The organism is Citrobacter sp. RHBSTW-00881 (assembly GCF_013728515.1).
In the GTDB taxonomy this organism is placed as follows: domain Bacteria; phylum Pseudomonadota; class Gammaproteobacteria; order Enterobacterales; family Enterobacteriaceae; genus Citrobacter; species Citrobacter braakii.
The window spans coordinates 4,835,766-4,854,503 of the sequence record NZ_CP056269.1 but is presented as its reverse complement, the minus strand read 5'-3'; the positions used below and the strand labels follow the sequence as shown (position 1 = coordinate 4,854,503).

Annotated in this window: 16 protein-coding genes; 11 read left to right on the top strand and 5 right to left on the bottom strand. The window is 52.9% G+C overall.

The annotated features are described in order from the left end of the window. Positions 1-66 precede the first annotated feature (66 nt). A complete protein-coding gene (gene pspG / locus HV311_RS23350) occupies positions 67-309 on the top strand; it encodes an envelope stress response protein PspG (RefSeq protein WP_016155352.1) in 243 nt (80 codons plus the stop codon). A gap of 232 nt (positions 310-541) precedes the next feature. Here the strand turns inward: pspG and HV311_RS23345 are convergent, their stop codons facing one another. Beyond that, positions 542-1,525, bottom strand: a complete 984-nt coding sequence (locus HV311_RS23345) for a quinone oxidoreductase (RefSeq protein WP_131380486.1) — start codon at positions 1,523-1,525, stop codon at positions 542-544. A 64-nt stretch (positions 1,526-1,589) separates the two neighbouring features. Between HV311_RS23345 and dnaB the strand changes: the two genes are divergently transcribed. The 5 genes from dnaB (at position 1,590) to HV311_RS23320 (ending at position 6,901) form a co-directional block, all read left to right on the top strand. Continuing rightward, on the top strand, positions 1,590-3,005 hold the full coding sequence (gene dnaB / locus HV311_RS23340; RefSeq protein WP_003826610.1) for a replicative DNA helicase: 1,416 nt from the start codon (positions 1,590-1,592) through the stop codon (positions 3,003-3,005). A gap of 47 nt (positions 3,006-3,052) precedes the next feature. After that, a complete protein-coding gene (gene alr, locus HV311_RS23335; RefSeq protein WP_016155354.1) occupies positions 3,053-4,132 on the top strand; it encodes an alanine racemase in 1,080 nt (359 codons plus the stop codon). Positions 4,133-4,261: 129 nt separating this feature from the next. Next, on the top strand, positions 4,262-5,455 hold the full coding sequence (tyrB, locus tag HV311_RS23330) for an aromatic amino acid transaminase (protein WP_191220526.1): 1,194 nt from the start codon (positions 4,262-4,264) through the stop codon (positions 5,453-5,455). Positions 5,456-5,704: 249 nt separating this feature from the next. Continuing rightward, a complete protein-coding gene (gene aphA / locus HV311_RS23325; protein WP_003826615.1) occupies positions 5,705-6,418 on the top strand; it encodes an acid phosphatase AphA in 714 nt (237 codons plus the stop codon). A gap of 126 nt (positions 6,419-6,544) precedes the next feature. Continuing rightward, positions 6,545-6,901 (top strand): MmcQ/YjbR family DNA-binding protein, encoded by a 357-nt coding sequence (locus HV311_RS23320; RefSeq protein ID WP_016155357.1) that lies wholly within the window; start codon positions 6,545-6,547, stop codon positions 6,899-6,901. A gap of 94 nt (positions 6,902-6,995) precedes the next feature. Here HV311_RS23320 and uvrA read toward each other — a convergent pair whose 3' ends face one another. Next, complete coding sequence (uvrA, locus tag HV311_RS23315; protein ID WP_016155358.1) at positions 6,996-9,818, bottom strand: excinuclease ABC subunit UvrA; 2,823 nt, start codon at positions 9,816-9,818, stop codon at positions 6,996-6,998. A 251-nt stretch (positions 9,819-10,069) separates the two neighbouring features. On the opposite strand from uvrA, the gene ssb1 reads away from it, so the two are divergent. Further along, positions 10,070-10,597, top strand: a complete 528-nt coding sequence (gene ssb1 / locus HV311_RS23310; protein ID WP_016155359.1) for a single-stranded DNA-binding protein SSB1 — start codon at positions 10,070-10,072, stop codon at positions 10,595-10,597. A gap of 66 nt (positions 10,598-10,663) precedes the next feature. On the opposite strand, the gene HV311_RS23305 is transcribed toward ssb1, so the two are convergent. Further along, positions 10,664-10,945 (bottom strand): YjcB family protein, encoded by a 282-nt coding sequence (locus HV311_RS23305; RefSeq protein ID WP_016155360.1) that lies wholly within the window; start codon positions 10,943-10,945, stop codon positions 10,664-10,666. Between the two features lie 551 nt (positions 10,946-11,496). Here HV311_RS23305 and HV311_RS23300 point away from each other — a divergent pair. Next, the gene (locus HV311_RS23300) at positions 11,497-13,083 is read left to right on the top strand and encodes an EAL domain-containing protein (protein WP_016155448.1); all 1,587 of its coding nucleotides are present in this window, start codon (positions 11,497-11,499) and stop codon (positions 13,081-13,083) included. Positions 13,084-13,085: 2 nt separating this feature from the next. Here HV311_RS23300 and soxS read toward each other — a convergent pair whose 3' ends face one another. After that, positions 13,086-13,409, bottom strand: a complete 324-nt coding sequence (gene soxS, locus HV311_RS23295; RefSeq protein WP_016155362.1) for a superoxide response transcriptional regulator SoxS — start codon at positions 13,407-13,409, stop codon at positions 13,086-13,088. Between the two features lie 86 nt (positions 13,410-13,495). On the opposite strand from soxS, the gene soxR reads away from it, so the two are divergent. From soxR to HV311_RS23280, 3 genes are all read left to right on the top strand, one after another. Beyond that, positions 13,496-13,954, top strand: coding sequence for a redox-sensitive transcriptional activator SoxR (gene soxR / locus HV311_RS23290; protein WP_016155363.1), 459 nt, complete (start codon positions 13,496-13,498; stop codon positions 13,952-13,954). Between the two features lie 604 nt (positions 13,955-14,558). Beyond that, positions 14,559-15,908: a guanine/hypoxanthine transporter GhxP gene (ghxP, locus tag HV311_RS23285; protein WP_016155449.1), complete on the top strand. Its 1,350-nt coding sequence runs from the start codon at positions 14,559-14,561 to the stop codon at positions 15,906-15,908. A gap of 157 nt (positions 15,909-16,065) precedes the next feature. Then, positions 16,066-17,712: a Na+/H+ antiporter gene (locus HV311_RS23280; protein WP_016155365.1), complete on the top strand. Its 1,647-nt coding sequence runs from the start codon at positions 16,066-16,068 to the stop codon at positions 17,710-17,712. Positions 17,713-17,796: 84 nt separating this feature from the next. On the opposite strand, the gene HV311_RS23275 is transcribed toward HV311_RS23280, so the two are convergent. After that, positions 17,797-18,687 carry a LysR family transcriptional regulator gene (locus HV311_RS23275; protein ID WP_016155366.1) on the bottom strand — a complete coding sequence of 297 codons (891 nt, stop codon included), beginning with the start codon at positions 18,685-18,687 and terminating at the stop codon, positions 17,797-17,799. Positions 18,688-18,738 lie beyond the last annotated feature (51 nt).

The window sequence follows — 18,738 nt, the reverse complement described above, 5'->3', positions numbered from 1 at the left end:
TCAATATATTAATTTTGGCATGTTTCTTGTAAAGCTGTGGAGAGTATTTCATTTCGGGAGAAAGCCATGCTGGAACTACTTTTTGTGATTGGATTTTTTATCATGCTGATGGTCACCGGCGTATCTTTGCTGGGAGTGCTGGCCGCATTGGTGGTAGCCACTGTGGTGATGTTTTTGGGCGGACTATTTGCGTTGATGATTAAACTGTTGCCCTGGCTGTTATTGGCCGTTGCCGTGGTGTGGGTTATCAAGGCGATAAAAGCGCCAAAAGTCCCACAGTATCAGCGCAATAACCGCCGATTTTACTAAGGTATTGAGCGGTGTGTCACAACCTGCAACATTGCCTTTAGAAGCAAATAGGAATTGATTATCAAATCTGTCACTATTGCCAGGTTAACGAATTCATCGAGCTGTACCCTACATACAGCCGAACTAAAAAAAGAAAGGGCTTCCTACGGGGAGCCCTAATTCTTTCTTCCCCCTTCATAATTCAAACCGCAGGTTTGTTGGCGGCTTGAATTATTTAGCGGAAATGAGGGCGTTACGGGATCAACAAACTCGACCCCTGTGTGGCCCGGCTTTCCAGCACTTCATGAGCACGCTGCGCGTCGTGCAGTGCGAACATCTGGCCCGGTGCGACATCCACTTTGATCACTCCGCTGGCAATCAGCGAGAAAAGCTCATTGCTGGCTTCGGTTAATTCATGGTGGTTGGTGATGTAACCCTGGAGTGAAGGGCGAGTCACGTACAGCGAACCTTTCTGATTCAGAATGCCTAAGTTAACGCCAGTCACCGGTCCGGAAGCATTACCAAAGCTGACCATGAGCCCCCGGCGCTGCAGGCAATCCAGTGAGGCTTCCCAGGTATCTTTCCCCACCGAGTCATACACCACCCGCACTTTTTTACCGCCAGTGATCTCTTTTACACGTTCTACAATGCTCTCTTCACGATAGTTAATGACCTGCCATGCGCCGGCCTGCAGCGCAATTTGCGCTTTTTGCGCATTACCGACAGTGCCAATCAGCTTCGCACCCAATGCTTTTGCCCACTGGCAGGCAATCATACCGACGCCGCCTGCTGCCGCATGGAACAAAAATGGTTCATCGGGCTGAATTTCATAGGTCTTACGCAACAGATAAAAAACGGTGAGCCCTTTAAGAAATGAGGCGGCAGCTTGTTCAAACGAGATAGCGTTGGGCAAAATAGCGGTTTTATCAGCCGGGACGTTATGCACTGAACTGTAGGCGCCCAGGGGAGACTGCGCGTAAACCACGCGATCGCCGGCTTTAATGTGCGTCACTTTGCTACCGACTTTACTGACCACGCCTGCGGCTTCGGTACCCAGACCGCTGGGCAGAGAAGGCGGCGGATAAAGACCACTGCGGATATAGGTGTCGATATAGTTGATCCCAATCGCTTTGTTCTCGACCTGGATTTCATTTTCCGCCGGGTCTACGGGCGTAAACTCCACAGCCTTGAGTACATCAGGGCCACCATGCTTGTGAAATTCAATACGTGTTGCCATGCTTCCTCCAAAAGAAATGTGGTAATCTTTCGACCCAATCATTATCTCGGTAACTCCATTCACTATGGCAGGAAATAAACCCTTCAACAAACAACAGACTGATGCTCGTGAGCGCGATCCCCAGGTCGCCGGGCTGAAAGTACCGCCGCACTCGATTGAAGCGGAACAGTCGGTGTTGGGCGGTTTAATGCTGGATAACGAACGCTGGGACGATGTGGCCGAGCGTGTGGTGGCGGAAGATTTTTATACCCGACCGCACCGGCACATCTTCACCGAAATGCATCGCCTGCAGGAGATGGGAAAACCCATCGATCTGATCACGCTTGCAGAATCGCTGGAAGTTCAGGGACAACTGGACAGCGTCGGCGGTTTTGCTTACCTGGCTGAGTTATCTAAAAATACGCCAAGTGCAGCGAACATTAGTGCCTATGCGGATATTGTCCGCGAACGTGCCGTTGTACGTGACATGATTTCGGTGGCGAACGAGATCGCGGAAGCCGGGTTTGATCCGCAAGGCCGTTCCAGTGAAGATCTGCTGGACCTCGCGGAATCCCGCGTCTTTAAAATTGCTGAAAGTCGCGCCAATAAAGACGAAGGTCCGAAAAATATTACCGATGTGCTCGACGCTACCGTCGCGCGTATCGAACAACTGTTCCAGCAACCACACGATGGTGTCACCGGGGTCAACACCGGTTATGACGACCTCAATAAAAAGACTGCTGGTTTGCAGCCGTCAGACTTAATTATCGTCGCCGCGCGTCCGTCGATGGGTAAAACGACATTTGCAATGAACCTCGTCGAAAATGCGGCGATGCTGCAAGATAAGCCGGTTCTTATCTTTAGTCTTGAAATGCCCTCAGAACAGATCATGATGCGTTCCCTGGCCTCACTCTCACGTGTAGACCAAACCAAAATCCGTACCGGTCAACTGGATGATGAAGACTGGGCGCGAATTTCCGGAACAATGGGTATTTTGCTGGAGAAACGAAACATCTATATTGATGACTCCTCCGGCCTGACGCCAACGGAAGTGCGCTCACGTGCCCGTCGTATCGCCCGCGAACACGGTGGTATCGGACTTATCATGATCGACTACCTGCAGCTGATGCGCGTGCCGTCGCTCTCCGACAACCGTACGCTGGAAATTGCTGAAATTTCCCGCTCGCTGAAAGCGTTAGCGAAAGAACTGCATGTGCCGGTGGTGGCGCTGTCGCAGCTTAACCGCTCTCTGGAACAACGCGCCGATAAGCGTCCTGTCAACTCGGATCTGCGTGAGTCTGGCTCCATCGAGCAGGATGCCGATTTAATCATGTTTATCTATCGTGATGAGGTTTATCACGAAAACAGCGACCTGAAAGGCATCGCCGAGATCATTATCGGTAAACAGCGTAACGGCCCGATCGGTACGGTGCGCCTGACGTTTAACGGTCAGTGGTCGCGCTTCGATAACTATGCTGGCCCGCAGTACGACGACGAATAACAACACTGAATCAGGTTACTCAAGCAAATACTTATCAAGGAATACAAATGCAAGCGGCAACTGTAGTCATTAACCGCCGCGCTCTGCGACACAACCTGCAACGTCTGCGTGAACTGGCTCCAGCCAGTAAACTGGTTGCGGTCGTGAAAGCGAACGCTTACGGCCATGGTCTGTTAGAGACCGCGCGAACGCTCCCCGATGCGGACGCTTTTGGTGTCGCTCGTCTTGAAGAAGCCCTGCGGTTGCGAGCGGGAGGGATCACGCAGCCCATCCTGCTGCTGGAAGGATTTTTTGATGCTTCCGATCTGCCGACTATCTCCGCGCAGCGTCTGCATACTGCCGTACACAACCAGGAGCAGCTTGAAGCTCTGGAAGCCGCGGTACTGGCTGAACCGGTCACCGTCTGGATGAAGCTCGACACGGGAATGCACCGTCTGGGCGTGCGTCCGGAGCAGGCCGAGGCGTTTTATCAGCGCTTGACGCAATGTGAAAACGTGCGCCAGCCGGTCAATATCGTCAGCCACTTTGCGCGCGCGGACGAGCCTGAGTGCGGCGCGACCGAAAAGCAGCTCGATATCTTCAATAGCTTTTGCGCAGGCAAACCGGGTCAGCGTTCGATCGCCGCGTCGGGTGGTATTCTGCTGTGGCCGCAGTCTCACTTCGACTGGGCGCGTCCGGGGCTGATTCTGTATGGCGTATCGCCGTTGGAAAACCACTCTATCGGTGCCGATTTTGGCTGCCAGCCGGTGATGTCGCTCACTTCCAGCCTGATTGCGGTGCGTGAACACAAAGCGGGCGAGCCGGTTGGCTATGGTGGAACCTGGCTGAGCGAGCGCGACACGCGTCTGGGCGTGGTGGCGATGGGCTATGGCGATGGTTATCCGCGCGCTGCGCCGTCTGGGACACCGGTACTGGTCAATGGCCGTGAAGTGCCGATCGTCGGTCGCGTCGCGATGGATATGATTTGCGTCGATTTAGGTCCTGAGGCGCAGGATAAAGCCGGCGATTCGGTTATCCTGTGGGGTGAAGGCCTGCCCGTTGAACGCATTGCTGAAATGACGAAAGTAAGTGCTTACGAACTTATCACGCGCCTGACCTCAAGGGTGGCAATGAAGTATATCGATTAAGTTCATGATGTGCCGGATAAGGCGGTTACGCCGCCATCCGGCAATATTCCTCTCAACATCCTCTCGATCTTCTCCCGCTTCCGGTTTATTGTGTTCTTAACCCCTGCCTGTAAACCTGGAGAACCACACGTGTTTCAAAAAGTTGACGCCTACGCCGGCGACCCGATTTTATCGCTCATGGAGCGTTTCAAAGAAGATTCACGTAGCGACAAAGTGAACCTCAGCATCGGTCTGTACTACAACGAAGACGGCATTATTCCTCAGCTTAAAGCGGTGGCAGAAGCGGAAGCCCGACTGAATGCCAAACCGCATGGCGCTTCGCTGTATCTGCCGATGGAAGGCCTGAACACTTATCGCCATACTATTGCGCCGCTGCTGTTTGGCGCAGAGCATCCGGTTCTCCAGCAGCAGCGCGTCGCAACGATTCAGACGCTGGGCGGCTCCGGTGCGCTAAAGGTTGGCGCAGACTTCCTGAAACGCTATTTCCCTGATTCTGCCGTGTGGGTCAGCGATCCGACCTGGGAAAACCACATCGCGATTTTTGAAGGTGCTGGATTCGAAGTAAGTACTTACCCCTGGTATGACGACACCACCAATGGCGTGCGTGTCAACGACCTGCTGGCCACGCTGAACACCTTACCGGCGCGCAGCATCGTACTGCTGCATCCGTGCTGCCATAACCCGACGGGTGCGGATTTAACCCCCGCGCAGTGGGATGGTGTCATTGAGATCCTGAAAGCTCGCGATCTGATCCCGTTCCTGGATATTGCTTACCAGGGTTTCGGCGGCGGAATGGAAGACGATGCCTATGCGATCCGCGCCATTGCCAGCGCCGGATTACCTGCACTGGTCAGCAACTCATTCTCGAAGATTTTCTCTTTGTACGGCGAACGTGTCGGCGGACTTTCAGTAGTCTGTGAAGACGCTGATGCCGCCAGCCGCGTTCTGGGGCAGCTAAAAGCGACGGTGCGTCGTAACTATTCCAGCCCGCCAAACTTTGGTGCGCAGGTCGTGGCCGCGGTGTTGGGTGATGACGCGCTGAAAGCCAGCTGGCTGGCGGAAGTCGAAGAGATGCGTACCCGTATTCTGGCGATGCGCCAGGCGCTGGTTAACGTATTGAATGCGGAGATCCCTGGTCGTAACTTTGATTACCTGCTGCAACAGCGCGGGATGTTCAGCTATACCGGGCTCAGCGCTGCTCAGGTCGATCGCCTGCGCGATGAGTTCGGTGTGTACCTGATAGCCAGCGGTCGTATGTGCGTGGCCGGGTTGAATCACGGTAACGTGCAACGCGTGGCGAAGGCATTTGCCGCCGTCATGTAACCGGGTTTTTAGGCCTGATAAGCGTCGCGCCATCAGGCATTGTATTGCCGGATGGCGGTGTAATCACCTTATCCGGCCTACTTTCTTTCACCGTGCTATTGGCCTGTTTTCCAATGTGATCATGCTCTTTTTCCAGGACAAAACCAGAGAAAATCCTTCCTTTCCCTCCCCCTAAGGGGTAAGGTCAGATAGTTTTTTGACCAGTTGTTAATAAAAAAATGATAACTAACTGACTACTTAGGGAAAAATATGCGCAAGTTTACGTTGGCACTGAGTGCCGTTTGTTTATTGTTCACGCTAAATCAGCCGGCCCAGGCGTTAGTTTCCTCTCCCTCTCAGCTTAATCCAGGCACCAACGTTGCAAAACTCGCTGAGCAGGCACCCATTCACTGGGTCTCCGTGGCACAAATTGAAAACAGCCTGACCGGACGCCCGCCGATGGCCGTCGGGTTTGATATCGATGACACCGTCCTCTTTTCCAGCCCAGGCTTCTGGCGCGGAAAAAAAACGTATTCTCCGGACAGTGAGGATTACCTGAAAAATCCGGCCTTCTGGGAAAAAATGAACAATGGCTGGGACGAATTCAGCATTCCGAAAGAAGTGGCGCGTCAGTTGATTGATATGCACGTGCGTCGCGGCGACAGCATCTTTTTCGTAACCGGGCGTAGCCAGACGAAGACCGAAACGGTGTCGAAAACGCTGTCCGATAACTTTCACATCCCGGCCGGCAATATGAACCCGGTCATTTTTGCCGGTGATAAGCCGGGCCAGAATACGAAAACGCAGTGGCTGCAGGATAAAAATATCCGTATGTTCTACGGCGACTCTGATAATGACATTACCGCCGCCCGAGACGTGGGTATTCGCGGCATTCGTATTTTACGCGCTTCTAACTCCACTTATAAACCGTTGCCACAGGCCGGCGCGTTTGGTGAAGAGGTGATCGTCAACTCGGAGTATTGAGGACGTTGCTTGCGATTGTTGGTTTTTTAAACAAATTTGCGTTACCTGCTTTTACCTTTTGCGGACTTGCTGCACACTGAATAAAAGATGTTCTCATTAGGCAATATGCTGGTAAGGGGAATTAAGATGACGAATTCGGAGTTGCTGCAATACTGCATGGCAAAAATGGGCGCCGAGCAGAGCGTACACAGTGACTGGAAGGCCACACAAATCAAAGTCGAAGATGTGCTTTTTGCCATGGTAAAAGAGGTGGAAGAACGCCCGGCGGTGTCACTGAAAACCAGCCCGGAACTGGCAGAGTTGTTACGTCAGCAGCATAGCGATGTACGGCCAAGCCGGCATCTCAATAAGGCGCACTGGAGTACGGTGTATCTGGACGGCTCGCTGCCGGATTCGCAAATCTACTACCTGGTAGACGCCTCTTATCAGCAGGCCGTAAACACGCTGCCGGAAGATAAACGCCGGATACTGGCGCAGTCCTGATCTGTTTTCCGCAATGAGGCGCCAGCGCCTTATCCGGCCTACAAGCAATTATGCATATTTTGTAGGCCTGATAAGCGTAGCGCCATCGGCATGATTACAACAGTGGTTTGAGGAAACGGGCCGTGTGTGAGGCTTCACACTCAGCGACCGTTTCTGGTGTGCCTGAAACCAGAATTTCCCCGCCGCCACTGCCGCCTTCCGGACCGAGATCGACAATCCAGTCAGCGGTTTTTATCACGTCCAGATTGTGCTCAATCACTACGATGGTGTTGCCCTGATCCCGGAGTTGATGCAGCACGTCCAGCAGTTGCTGAATATCCGCAAAATGTAGACCGGTGGTCGGTTCATCGAGAATATACAGCGTTTGACCGGTACCGCGTTTGGACAGTTCACGCGCCAGCTTCACGCGCTGCGCTTCACCGCCCGAGAGCGTGGTGGCGGACTGACCCAGTCGAATGTACGTCAGACCCACGTCCATCAGCGTTTGCAGCTTACGCGCCAGCGCCGGAACGGCATCGAAGAACTCACGCGCTTCTTCAATCGTCATATCCAGCACTTCGTGGATAGTCTTGCCCTTGTACTTAATCTCCAGTGTTTCGCGGTTATAGCGCTTGCCTTTACACTGATCGCACGGCACGTAGATATCCGGCAGGAAGTGCATTTCGACTTTGATCACGCCGTCGCCCTGACAAGCTTCACAGCGTCCGCCGCGGACGTTAAAACTGAAACGACCCGGAGTATAACCGCGCGCACGCGACTCCGGCACGCCGGCAAACAGTTCGCGCACTGGCGTAAACACGCCGGTGTAGGTTGCCGGGTTAGAGCGCGGCGTACGGCCAATCGGGCTTTGGTCAATGTCGATCACTTTGTCGAAATGTTCCAGGCCCTGAACATCACGATATGGCGCGGGTTCAGCCAGCGTGGCGCCGTTCAGCGCCGTCTGTGCAATCGGGAACAGCGTGTCGTTAATTAGCGTCGATTTACCCGAACCGGAAACACCGGTAATGCAGGTAAATAAACCAACCGGCAGCGTCAGCGTGACATCTTTCAGGTTGTTACCGCGCGCGCCGGTCAGCTTCAACACTTTTTCCGGGTCTGCCGCCACGCGCTGTTTCGGCACTTCAATCTTGCGCTTACCGCTCATGTACTGGCCGGTCAGCGACTCAGGCACGGCCATGATATCTTTTAGCGTACCTTCGGCAACCACCTGGCCGCCGTGAACGCCCGCGCCGGGGCCGATGTCGATGACGTGGTCAGCGGCGCGAATCGCATCTTCATCGTGCTCAACCACAATGACGGTATTGCCCAGATTACGCAGGTGGATAAGCGTGCCCAACAGACGCTCGTTATCGCGCTGATGCAGACCGATAGACGGTTCATCCAGCACATACATTACGCCGACCAGACCTGCGCCGATCTGGCTTGCCAGACGAATACGCTGGGCTTCGCCGCCGGAGAGCGTTTCTGCTGAACGCGACAGCGTCAGATAGTTGAGGCCGACGTTGACCAGGAACTTCAGACGATCGCCAATCTCTTTGAGAATTTTCTCTGCAATCTTCGCTCGCTGACCCGCAAGCTTCAGGTTGTTGAAGAAATCCATGGCGTGACCGATGCTCATGTCGGAAATCGCGGGCAGCGGCGTATTTTCGACAAATACGTGGCGGGCTTCCCGGCGTAAACGCGTCCCCTCACAGCTGGCGCACGGTCGGTTGCTAATGAACTTGGCTAATTCTTCACGTACTGCGCTGGATTCCGTCTCTTTATAACGGCGCTCCATATTGTGCAATACGCCTTCGAACGGATGGCGGCGTACGGACGTATCGCCGCGATCGTTCATGTATTTAAATTCGATATTCTCTTTGCCGGAACCGTACAGCACCACTTTATGCACGGCAGGGTTCAGGCTGGCCCATGGGGCTTCGACGTCGAATTTATAGTGTTCCGCCAGTGACTTAAGCATCTGGAAGTAATAGAAGTTACGGCGATCCCAGCCGCGGATAGCACCACCGGCCAGCGACAGTTCCGGATTTTGGATCACCCGGTCAGGATCGAAATACTGCTGCACGCCGAGACCGTCACAGGTCGGGCATGCGCCCGCTGGGTTATTGAACGAGAACAGACGTGGTTCCAGCTCGCGCATGCTGTAGCCGCAGATCGGGCAGGCGAAGTTGGCGGAGAACAGCAACTCTTCCGCTTTCGGATCGTCCATATCGGCGACCACCGCCGTACCACCGGACAGTTCCAGCGCGGTTTCAAAGGATTCTGCCAGTCGCTGGGTGAGATCGTCGCGGACTTTAAAGCGGTCAATCACCACTTCAATAGTGTGTTTCTTTTGCAGTTCAAGCTTGGGGGGATCGGAAAGGTCGCACACTTCACCGTCGATACGGGCGCGGATATAGCCCTGGCCTGCCAGGTTTTCCAGCGTTTTAGTATGCTCGCCTTTACGCTCCTTAATCACCGGCGCCAGCAGCATCAGACGTTTGCCTTCCGGCTGCGACAGAACGTTGTCCACCATCTGGCTAACGGTCTGGGCCGCCAGGGGAACGTCGTGATCCGGGCAGCGCGGTTCGCCAACGCGGGCAAACAGCAGACGCAGATAGTCGTGAATTTCGGTAATCGTACCTACCGTGGATCGCGGGTTGTGGGATGTCGATTTTTGTTCAATTGAGATGGCGGGAGACAGCCCCTCAATGTGGTCGACATCCGGCTTTTCCATCAGCGACAGAAACTGACGCGCGTACGCGGAAAGCGATTCAACGTAACGACGCTGCCCTTCGGCGTACAAGGTGTCGAAAGCGAGCGAAGATTTGCCTGAGCCCGAAAGCCCGGTGACGACAATCAGCTTGTCGCGCGGGATGACGAGGTTGATGTTTTTGAGATTATGGGTGCGGGCGCCCCGAACTTCGATCTTATCCATTCATCTTTCCCGGATTAAACGCTTTTTTGCCTGGCTGCATGGTGCTACCGGCGATCACAAACGGTTAATTATGACACAACCTGACCTGAATGGATATACAGTATTGGAATGCAAAACGCAGATGCCTGTGCAACAATGTCTGTCTGGGGTTGTTTACTGGAATCGATCTCGCAACGTAGTAAAAGCGCTATTGGAAATGCTACAATCCCGCGCTTACACTTATTCAGTAACGTTTTTCAGGAGACACGATCATGGCCAGCAGAGGCGTAAACAAGGTGATTCTCGTCGGTAATCTGGGCCAGGACCCGGAAGTACGCTATATGCCGAATGGTGGCGCAGTTGCCAACATTACGCTGGCTACTTCCGAATCCTGGCGTGATAAAGCGACCGGCGAAATGAAAGAGCAGACTGAATGGCACCGTGTGGTGCTGTTCGGCAAACTGGCGGAAGTTGCCAGCGAATATCTGCGTAAAGGTTCCCAGGTCTATATCGAAGGTCAGTTGCGTACCCGCAAATGGACCGATCAATCCGGCGTAGAAAAGTACACCACTGAAGTTGTGGTTAACGTTGGCGGCACCATGCAAATGCTGGGCGGTCGTCAGGGTGGTGGGGCTCCGGCAGGTGGCGGCCAGCAGCAGGGTGGTTGGGGTCAGCCTCAGCAGCCGCAAGGTGGCAATCAGTTCAGCGGCGGCGCGCAGTCTCGCCCGCAGCAGCAGTCGGCTCCGGCAGCGCCGTCTAATGAGCCGCCGATGGATTTCGACGACGATATTCCGTTCTAATCCTTCTGCTTTTCGCTGAAAATTATGGCTACCTCAGAACTGGGGTAGCCATATGCAATTCTGTTATCAGTTCAACACCATCGGCCAGTCTGGCGGTGTATGGCTCATCACTTCAACCATTACGGTTTCAATGTTCTTCCAGATTGCGGACATATCCACCAGGGTTATGCCGAGTAATCCGGTCGCAAACCAGCAGGCAAAAACCAGCCCTAAACCGCTGCTAATGACGGCCAGGCCAATATAATCTGATTTACGAAAACGGATATTGAGCGTACTGGCTAAAAACATCAGCACTGCACTGAGTAATTGCCACCGCAGAAGAACCACGCCAGTTGTTATCGTTGCCATGAAAAACGTCCTCAGAAAGTCTGGATGCCCAGGACAGCGCGGGGGTGTTCACCGAGGGTGTAGTACTCTGGCTATCGACGGGCAATAACATGAATGAAACATCGTTTCTGTTACATGATTTTTGTGAACTATATCACATATGCTCGTTTGTTCACCAGTGTTGGGCGTATTTTTTGCAGGACGATAACCATGTTAAATATGTGGTTATATTCAAGGAAGCAACGATACTAAATAATCAATCTTAAAGATGTATTTTTATTACCTGTTTTATTTATCCTAAATTCATCGTTAAAAAAATCTAATGAATTTCTTAAATAAAGCCAGGATAGTGCTTATAAAAAATTACTCCTTGGGGATAATAACGTTATGAAATAAGCATAACTTTAAGTTTGCCTTACGGAAAAATAATATCATCATCAACTATTATCAGACTTTTACATAGAGAAGTCTGTTGCTAATACTGATAGATTCATGCAACTTAATCAGTCGGTGTTTATAGCATCTTGCCTTAATGGGTTCTGGCATATACGAAACAGGGAAACAGGGCTGACATGAATCACAGTGCGCGACGCAAGATACTGAAGTTCCTCGGAACATTCATGGTGGTATTGCTCCCCGTGGTGCTGGCGTTATGGTTTGCTCAAATCCGGGCAATGTCCGAAACCCGTAATCAACTTCGCTCTTTTGCGCAACTGGTGTTAAATAAAACTGAATTGGTGATCCAACAAGCCGATTTAGCGCGAGATATGGCCCTGTTGTATCAAGGTAAGATGTGTACCCCGGCACATCAGAAAAATATGCTAGATATTATTCGTGGTCGTTTATATATCAGCGAGCTAATTTATGCGCAGGGCGATCATTTTTTGTGCTCTACGTCGATGGCGCCGCCAGTCGCCTATATTATGCCGACCGCCGACTATAAACGTACGCCGGACATCTCCATCTATTACTATCGCGATACCCCCTTTTTCGCTGGCTACAGAATGACGTATATGCAACGTGGAAACTACGTTGTCGTCATCAACCCATTATCTTACAGCGAAGTTATGTCAGATGACCCGGACCTGTCCTGGGGCGTGTATGACACGGTAACGGGTACTTTTTTCTCTGCCAGCGAAGGGGCGCCTATTGCGCAGTTATTGCCGTTGGTGCACGGTGAAGCCTCAACCTTCCAGTTGGACGATCGCTTTTACACCAAAGTGCATTCAGAAAAACGCCCGATTGCGATTATTGTGTCGACCTCGGATAAACGCATACATTCGATTTTCTATCATGAGGCTGCGTTAACGATTCCTTTCGGGATTATCTGCAGCATCCTGATGCTGTTAATGTGGTGGCGCACGCGTCAGGAATACTTATCTCCCCGCCGCTTGTTAAAACGAGCAATCAAAAAACGTCAACTGTGTCTGCACTACCAGCCGATCATTGATATCGAAAACGGCCAGTGCGTAGGGGCTGAGGCTCTGCTGCGCTGGCCGGGCTGTGATGGTGAAGTAATGAGCCCAACCGAGTTTATTCCGCTGGCTGAAAAAGAGGGAATGATTGAGCGGATCACGGATTACGTGATTGAAGAGGTATTCAACGATTTAGGATATTTTCTTTCGGCGCATCCTCAGCTTTATATCTCGATAAACCTCTCTGCTTCTGACTTTCATTCATCCCGACTTATTGCCCTGATTACCGACAAAAACCGTGAGTACTCTGTGGCGGCCCAGCAAATTAAAGTCGAGGTGACGGAACGCGGGTTTATTGATGTAGATAAAATGACCGCGGTAATCCAGGCGTTTCGTCAGGCGGGTTATGAAGTGGCGTTTGATGATTTTGGGACGGGATATTCCAATCTACACAATTTATCCGCGTTGAATATCGATATCCTGAAGATCGACAAATCATTTATTAGTACGTTGTCCACCAACAGCACCAGTCACCTGATTGCCGAACATATCATCGAAATGGCGCAAAGCTTACACCTGAAGATGATTGCGGAAGGGGTAGAGACGGTTGAGCAAATCGAGTGGCTGCGCGAACGTGGCGTACAGTATTGTCAGGGCTGGTATTTTGCGAAGGCGCTGCCGCCACAGGAGTTCATGCACTGGATACAACGGTCGCCCGCCATACTGACGCAGAGCGGGCAATAATCTTACAGGCGGTGGCGGTAATCGCTGGGGGTACGATCAAACTCGCGGCGAAACACGCGGGAGAAGGTTTGTTGTGATACATAACCAAGATCCATCGCGATATCGAAAATAGGTCGCTCGGTCGTCCGCAGTTCAACAGCAGCCAGCAGGAGTCGACGCTGGCGGATATAGTCACCCAACGTCTGGCGCATCACCGTGCGGAACATTCTCTGTAAATACCACTTCGAGTAACCTGATTTTTTCGCCACCGCCTCAATGTTCAGCGGCTGATCGATATGGTCGTCAATCCATTCAATAAGGGTCTGAATAATCTGCTGATGGGACATAGGGCTGCCTCTTTTTCAGTATTCGATTCGTCGTTTTGTCTGTGGGCGAGTATAATTCCTCAAGTTAACTTGAGGTAAAGCGATTTATGGAAAAGAAATTACCCCGAATAAAAGCGCTGCTCACGCCAGGTGAAGTCGCAAAGCGTAGCGGCGTAGCGGTATCAACCCTGCATTTCTATGAAAGCAAAGGGTTAATCAGCAGTATGCGCAACAGCGGCAATCAGCGCCGATACAGACGTGATGTGTTACGTTATGTGGCGATTATCAAGATTGCTCAACGCATCGGGATCCCGTTGGCAACGATCGGTGACGCGCTCGGCGTATTACCTGAAGGACATTCGCTCAGTGCTAAAGAGTGGAAGCAGCTCTCTTCGCAATGGCGTGAAGAGCTGGATCGACGCATTCATACTTTAGTGGCGCTACGCGATGAACTGGATGGGTGTATTGGTTGCGGTTGTTTGTCGCGCAGCGATTGCCCGTTGCGTAACCCAGGCGATCAGCTTGGCGAGAAGGGGACCGGGGCGCGTCTGCTGGAAGATGATTGATGTGAAATATCTGATGGATTGACGGATATAAAACTAAAGCGCCACAGAGGGCGCTTTAGTTTGGTTCCGGTCTTTGTCTTTCACTCTATCCCGCTGGTTCACGGGAGGGTTTCCCCCGACATCAACACCCCTCAGTCGAGCACATTAGGTGAGGTTCCGGTCTGTGTTGATAATGTAATTGTAAGCCACCTCTCTCCATTTACCAGTGAAATGGTGATTTTTTAGCCAAAAAATTTTCCGCATCTTCACCGGTTTTCTTGCGCAAGTTTGCGTGAAAAAGGAACACCAATGTTGTAATAACTCCGCAAATTTTGTTGCCAGACTGCGCATTGACGATAACGTTTGCGCATCGACTGATTATTTATTGCGCGTTATAAGAAGAAATGAGTAAAAAGCGGCAAAGTTCAGTTGAAAACCAGCGTATGATCGCTGGATAATCGTTTGCTTTTTTTTACCACCCGTTTTTTATGCGCGGAGCTAAACGTTTGCTTTTTTGCGACACCCCTATTGACGCAAACCTGGCACATGGAGAAAACGTTTAGCAGGCAGTGGATTGTCCAGCACGCATAATGACGAAAAAATAAACTCTCAGGGGATGTTTTCTATGTCTACGCCTTCAGCGCGTACCGGCGGTTCACTCGACGCCTGGTTTAAAATTTCGCTCCGCGGCAGTACCGTTCGTCAGGAAGTCGTTGCCGGATTAACGACGTTCCTGGCCATGGTCTACTCCGTTATCGTGGTTCCGGGGATGCTGGGTAAAGCCGGATTCCCGCCTGCCGCTGTATTTGTGGCAACCTGTCTGGTCGCGGGCGTCGGTTCTATTGTGATGGGCCTGTGGGCAAACCTGCCGCTGGCGATTGGCTGCGCCATTTCTTTGACGGCGTTTACCGCATTCAGCCTGGTACTGGGACAACATATCAGCGTGCCTGTTGCGCTGGGTGCGGTGTTCCTGATGGGTGTCCTGTTTACCATCATTTCCGCGACCGGTATTCGTAGCTGGATCCTGCGCAATCTACCGCAGGGTGTTGCGCACGGTACGGGGATTGGTATCGGCCTGTTCCTGCTGCTGATTGCGGCAAACGGCGTGGGTCTGGTTATTAAAAACCCGCTGGACGGCCTGCCGGTTGCGCTGGGCGATTTCGATACCTTCCCGGTGATTATGTCGCTGGTAGGTCTGGCGGTGATTATTGGCCTCGAAAAACTGAAAGTACCGGGCGGTATCCTGCTGACTATTATCGGTATTTCCGTAGTGGGTCTGATTTTCGACCCGGCCGTACATTTCTCCGGTATTTTTGCCATGCCGTCTCTGAGCGACGAAAACGGTAACTCGCTGATCGGTAGCCTGGATATTATGGGCGCACTAAACCCGATCGTACTGCCGAGCGTGCTGGCGCTGGTCATGACCGCTGTCTTCGATGCGACCGGAACCATCCGTGCGGTAGCCGGACAGGCGAATCTGCTGGATAAAGACGGACAGATTATTGACGGCGGCAAAGCGCTGACCACCGACTCCCTGAGCAGCGTGTTCTCTGGCCTGGTGGGCGCTGCACCGGCGGCGGTTTATATTGAATCCGCAGCGGGTACGGCGGCAGGCGGCAAAACTGGCCTGACGGCGATCACCGTTGGCGTACTGTTCCTGCTGATCCTGTTCCTGTCTCCGCTCTCTTATCTTGTACCAGTATATGCAACGGCACCTGCGCTGATGTATGTGGGCCTGCTGATGTTGAGCAACGTAGCGAAAATCGACTTTGCTGACTTTGTCGACGCTATGGCGGGGCTGGTAACGGCCGTATTTATCGTGCTGACCTGTAACATCGTGACCGGCATTATGATTGGCTTTGCTACCCTGGTGATTGGCCGTATCGTCTCTGGCGAATGGCGCAAACTGAACATCGGCACAGTGGTCATCGCCATCGCGCTGGTGGCCTTCTACGCTGGTGGTTGGGCTATCTAATCCTCATTTGATGAAGATTCTGAAAACGGGTGGCTTTGGCCGCCCGTTTTTATTTTCACAACACTCTCGTTGTCTTTTGCGTTACTCTCAAGTAGATAGAATTGAGGCACGACGCCTCTCATCACTGATCATAAGAAACATCGCAAACAGGGAACGCATGGAAATCTTTTTCACCATACTCATCATGACCCTTGTGGTCTCGCTGTCGGGGGTTTTTACTCGCGTATTGCCATTCCAACTCCCTTTACCCCTTATGCAGATCGCCATCGGCGCCTTGCTGGCGTGGCCGACGTTTGGTTTGCATGTGGAATTCGATCCTGAGCTTTTTCTGGTTCTGTTCATCCCGCCGCTGCTTTTCGCCGATGGCTGGAAGACGCCAACCCGTGAGTTTCTGGAGCACGGGCGAGAGATCTTCGGCCTTGCGCTGGCGCTGGTTCTGGTCACGGTGGTCGGGATTGGCTTTATGATTTACTGGCTGGTGCCGGGGATCCCTCTCATCCCGGCCTTTGCGCTGGCCGCTGTCCTGTCGCCAACCGATGCCGTTGCGCTTTCCGGCATAGTGGGGGAGGGACGCATACCGAAGAAAATCATGGGTATCCTGCAGGGCGAAGCGTTGATGAACGACGCCTCCGGCCTGGTGTCACTGAAATTTGCCGTCGCCGTGGCGATGGGCACGATGGTGTTTACAGTTGGTGGCGCAACGCTTGAATTCTTCAAGGTAGCAATTGGCGGTATCCTGGCCGGTTTTGTCGTCAGTTGGCTGTACGGGCGCTCCCTGCGTTTTCTCAGCCGCTGGGGTGGTGATGAACCGGCAACGCAAATCGTTCTGCTGTTCCTGCTGCCGTTTGCGTCTTACCTGATTGCGGAACACATCGGTGTTTCCGGCATCCTCGCGGCGGTCGCAGCCGGGATGACCATCACCCGTTCCGGGGTAATGCGCCGGGCGCCGCTGGCGATGCGTTTACGTGCTAACAGCACCTGGGCGATGCTGGAGTTTGTGTTTAACGGCATGGTTTTCTTGCTGTTAGGACTGCAGTTGCCGGGGATTCTGGAGTCTTCTTTGGCGGCGGCAGAAGCCGATCCGAATGTTGAAATCTGGATGCTGTTTACCGATATCGTGCTGATTTACGTGGCGCTGATGCTGGTACGTTTTGGCTGGCTGTGGACGATGAAGAAGTTTAGTCTGCGCTTCCTGAAGAAAAAGCCGATGGAGTTTGGTTCCTGGACGACGCGTGAAATCATGATCGCCTCCTTTGCGGGCGTGCGTGGGGCCATTACTCTTGCCGGTGTGCTCTCCATTCCGCTGCTGTTACCGGATGGTAGCGGCTTCCCGGCGCGATATGAGCTGATCTTCCTTGCCGCGGGCGTGATTCTGTTCTCGCTGTTTGTTGGCGTGGTGATGCTGCCGCTTCTGCTGCAACACCTGGAAGTGGCAGACCACTCGCAGCAGCAGAAAGAGGAACGAATTGCCCGCGCTGCCACGGCGGAAGTGGCGATTGTCGCTATCCAGAAAATGGAGGAGCGTCTGGCCGCAGATACCGAAGAGAACATCGACAATCAGTTGCTCACCGAGGTGAGTTCACGCGTCATCGGTAACCTGCGTCGACGCGTCGACGGACGCAACGACGCAGAAAGCTCGATGCAGGAAGAAAACCTCGAGCGGCGTTTCCGTCTGGCGGCCCTGCGCTCCGAGCGCGCGGAACTTTATCACCTGCGCGCCACGCGGGAAATCAGCAATGAGACGCTGCAAAAACTGCTGCACGATCTGGATTTGCTGGAAGCGCTGTTGATCGAGAACGAATAAACGGTTGTGCCTGATGGCGCTACGCTTATCAGGCCTACGGAATCCAATTGTAGGTCTGATAAGCGTTAAGCCGCATCCGGCATGTTACGACTCTTGCGTTAGCCAGAACCCTTCACAGCATTTGAGCCACGCCTGGGCGCTGTGCGACAGATACACACCTTCGCGCCAAATCATGCCCAACTGCCAGCGTAAATCACTCTCCAAAGGGATCCAGCGCAGCGTCTGCTTATCCAATCGCTGGCAAATCGGCTCCGGTAAAATGGCGATCCCGACTCCGGCTTGCACCATCGCCGCCAGAAAATCCCACTGCCCACTGCGTACCGCGATGCGGGGTTTGACGTTGTGCTGGTTAAACAGCTCAAGCAACTGACGGCTCAACGCGAAATCTTCGTTATAGATAAGCAGGGGATGCTCCGCTAACGCCTCGGGGGAAATGGATTCACACGTTGTCCACTGACCGGAGCGGGGGACCAGCACACAGAGCGGATGGCTAAAAAGCGGTAAGGTCGCCAGGCCGCTCTCTTCTTCAACCGGCAGCGCGGTCATCGCGACATCCAGATCGCCATTCATCACCGCCTGCTGGACGGTTAAGCCTCCAAATTCAGACACCTTCAGCTCCACGCCGGGATAGCGCTGGCGAAACAGGCTGATAGGCCCGGCCATCAACATACCGACCATGGGCGGAATGCCGAGGCGCAGTACTCCCTTGTTGAGGTGATTAATGTCGCTGAGTTCTGCTTCGAGCTGGCGAAACTCGGCGAGGATCGCCAGGCCGCGTTCGAAAACAACCTGTCCGGTGTCGGTTAACAGCAGTCGCCGACCGTCGCGGATTAACAGCGTGCAGTTAAGCTCGTCTTCAAGGTTCTTCAACATCTTGCTGATGGTGGGCTGGGTGACAAAAAGCTTCTCCGCTGCGCGGGTAAAGCTCTGCTGACGAACCACCTCAACAAAATAGCGCAGCGTTCTGATATCCATGATTATTCCTTAAGACTATGCCTGCAATGAGTTTAATTCATTTCAGTCCTG

Bases quoted from the DNA above. Each gene is read 5' to 3' on its own strand.
- pspG (WP_016155352.1), top strand. From the start codon at position 67: ATGCTGGAACTACTTTTTGTGATTGGATTTTTTATCATGCTGATGGTC.
- HV311_RS23345 (WP_131380486.1), bottom strand. From the start codon at position 1,525: ATGGCAACACGTATTGAATTTCACAAGCATGGTGGCCCTGATGTACTC.
- dnaB (WP_003826610.1), top strand. From the start codon at position 1,590: ATGGCAGGAAATAAACCCTTCAACAAACAACAGACTGATGCTCGTGAG.
- alr (WP_016155354.1), top strand. From the start codon at position 3,053: ATGCAAGCGGCAACTGTAGTCATTAACCGCCGCGCTCTGCGACACAAC.
- aphA (WP_003826615.1), top strand. From the start codon at position 5,705: ATGCGCAAGTTTACGTTGGCACTGAGTGCCGTTTGTTTATTGTTCACG.
- HV311_RS23320 (WP_016155357.1), top strand. From the start codon at position 6,545: ATGACGAATTCGGAGTTGCTGCAATACTGCATGGCAAAAATGGGCGCC.
- uvrA (WP_016155358.1), bottom strand. From the start codon at position 9,818: ATGGATAAGATCGAAGTTCGGGGCGCCCGCACCCATAATCTCAAAAAC.
- ssb1 (WP_016155359.1), top strand. From the start codon at position 10,070: ATGGCCAGCAGAGGCGTAAACAAGGTGATTCTCGTCGGTAATCTGGGC.
- HV311_RS23305 (WP_016155360.1), bottom strand. From the start codon at position 10,945: ATGGCAACGATAACAACTGGCGTGGTTCTTCTGCGGTGGCAATTACTC.
- HV311_RS23300 (WP_016155448.1), top strand. From the start codon at position 11,497: ATGAATCACAGTGCGCGACGCAAGATACTGAAGTTCCTCGGAACATTC.
- soxS (WP_016155362.1), bottom strand. From the start codon at position 13,409: ATGTCCCATCAGCAGATTATTCAGACCCTTATTGAATGGATTGACGAC.
- soxR (WP_016155363.1), top strand. From the start codon at position 13,496: ATGGAAAAGAAATTACCCCGAATAAAAGCGCTGCTCACGCCAGGTGAA.
- ghxP (WP_016155449.1), top strand. From the start codon at position 14,559: ATGTCTACGCCTTCAGCGCGTACCGGCGGTTCACTCGACGCCTGGTTT.
- HV311_RS23280 (WP_016155365.1), top strand. From the start codon at position 16,066: ATGGAAATCTTTTTCACCATACTCATCATGACCCTTGTGGTCTCGCTG.
- HV311_RS23275 (WP_016155366.1), bottom strand. From the start codon at position 18,687: ATGGATATCAGAACGCTGCGCTATTTTGTTGAGGTGGTTCGTCAGCAG.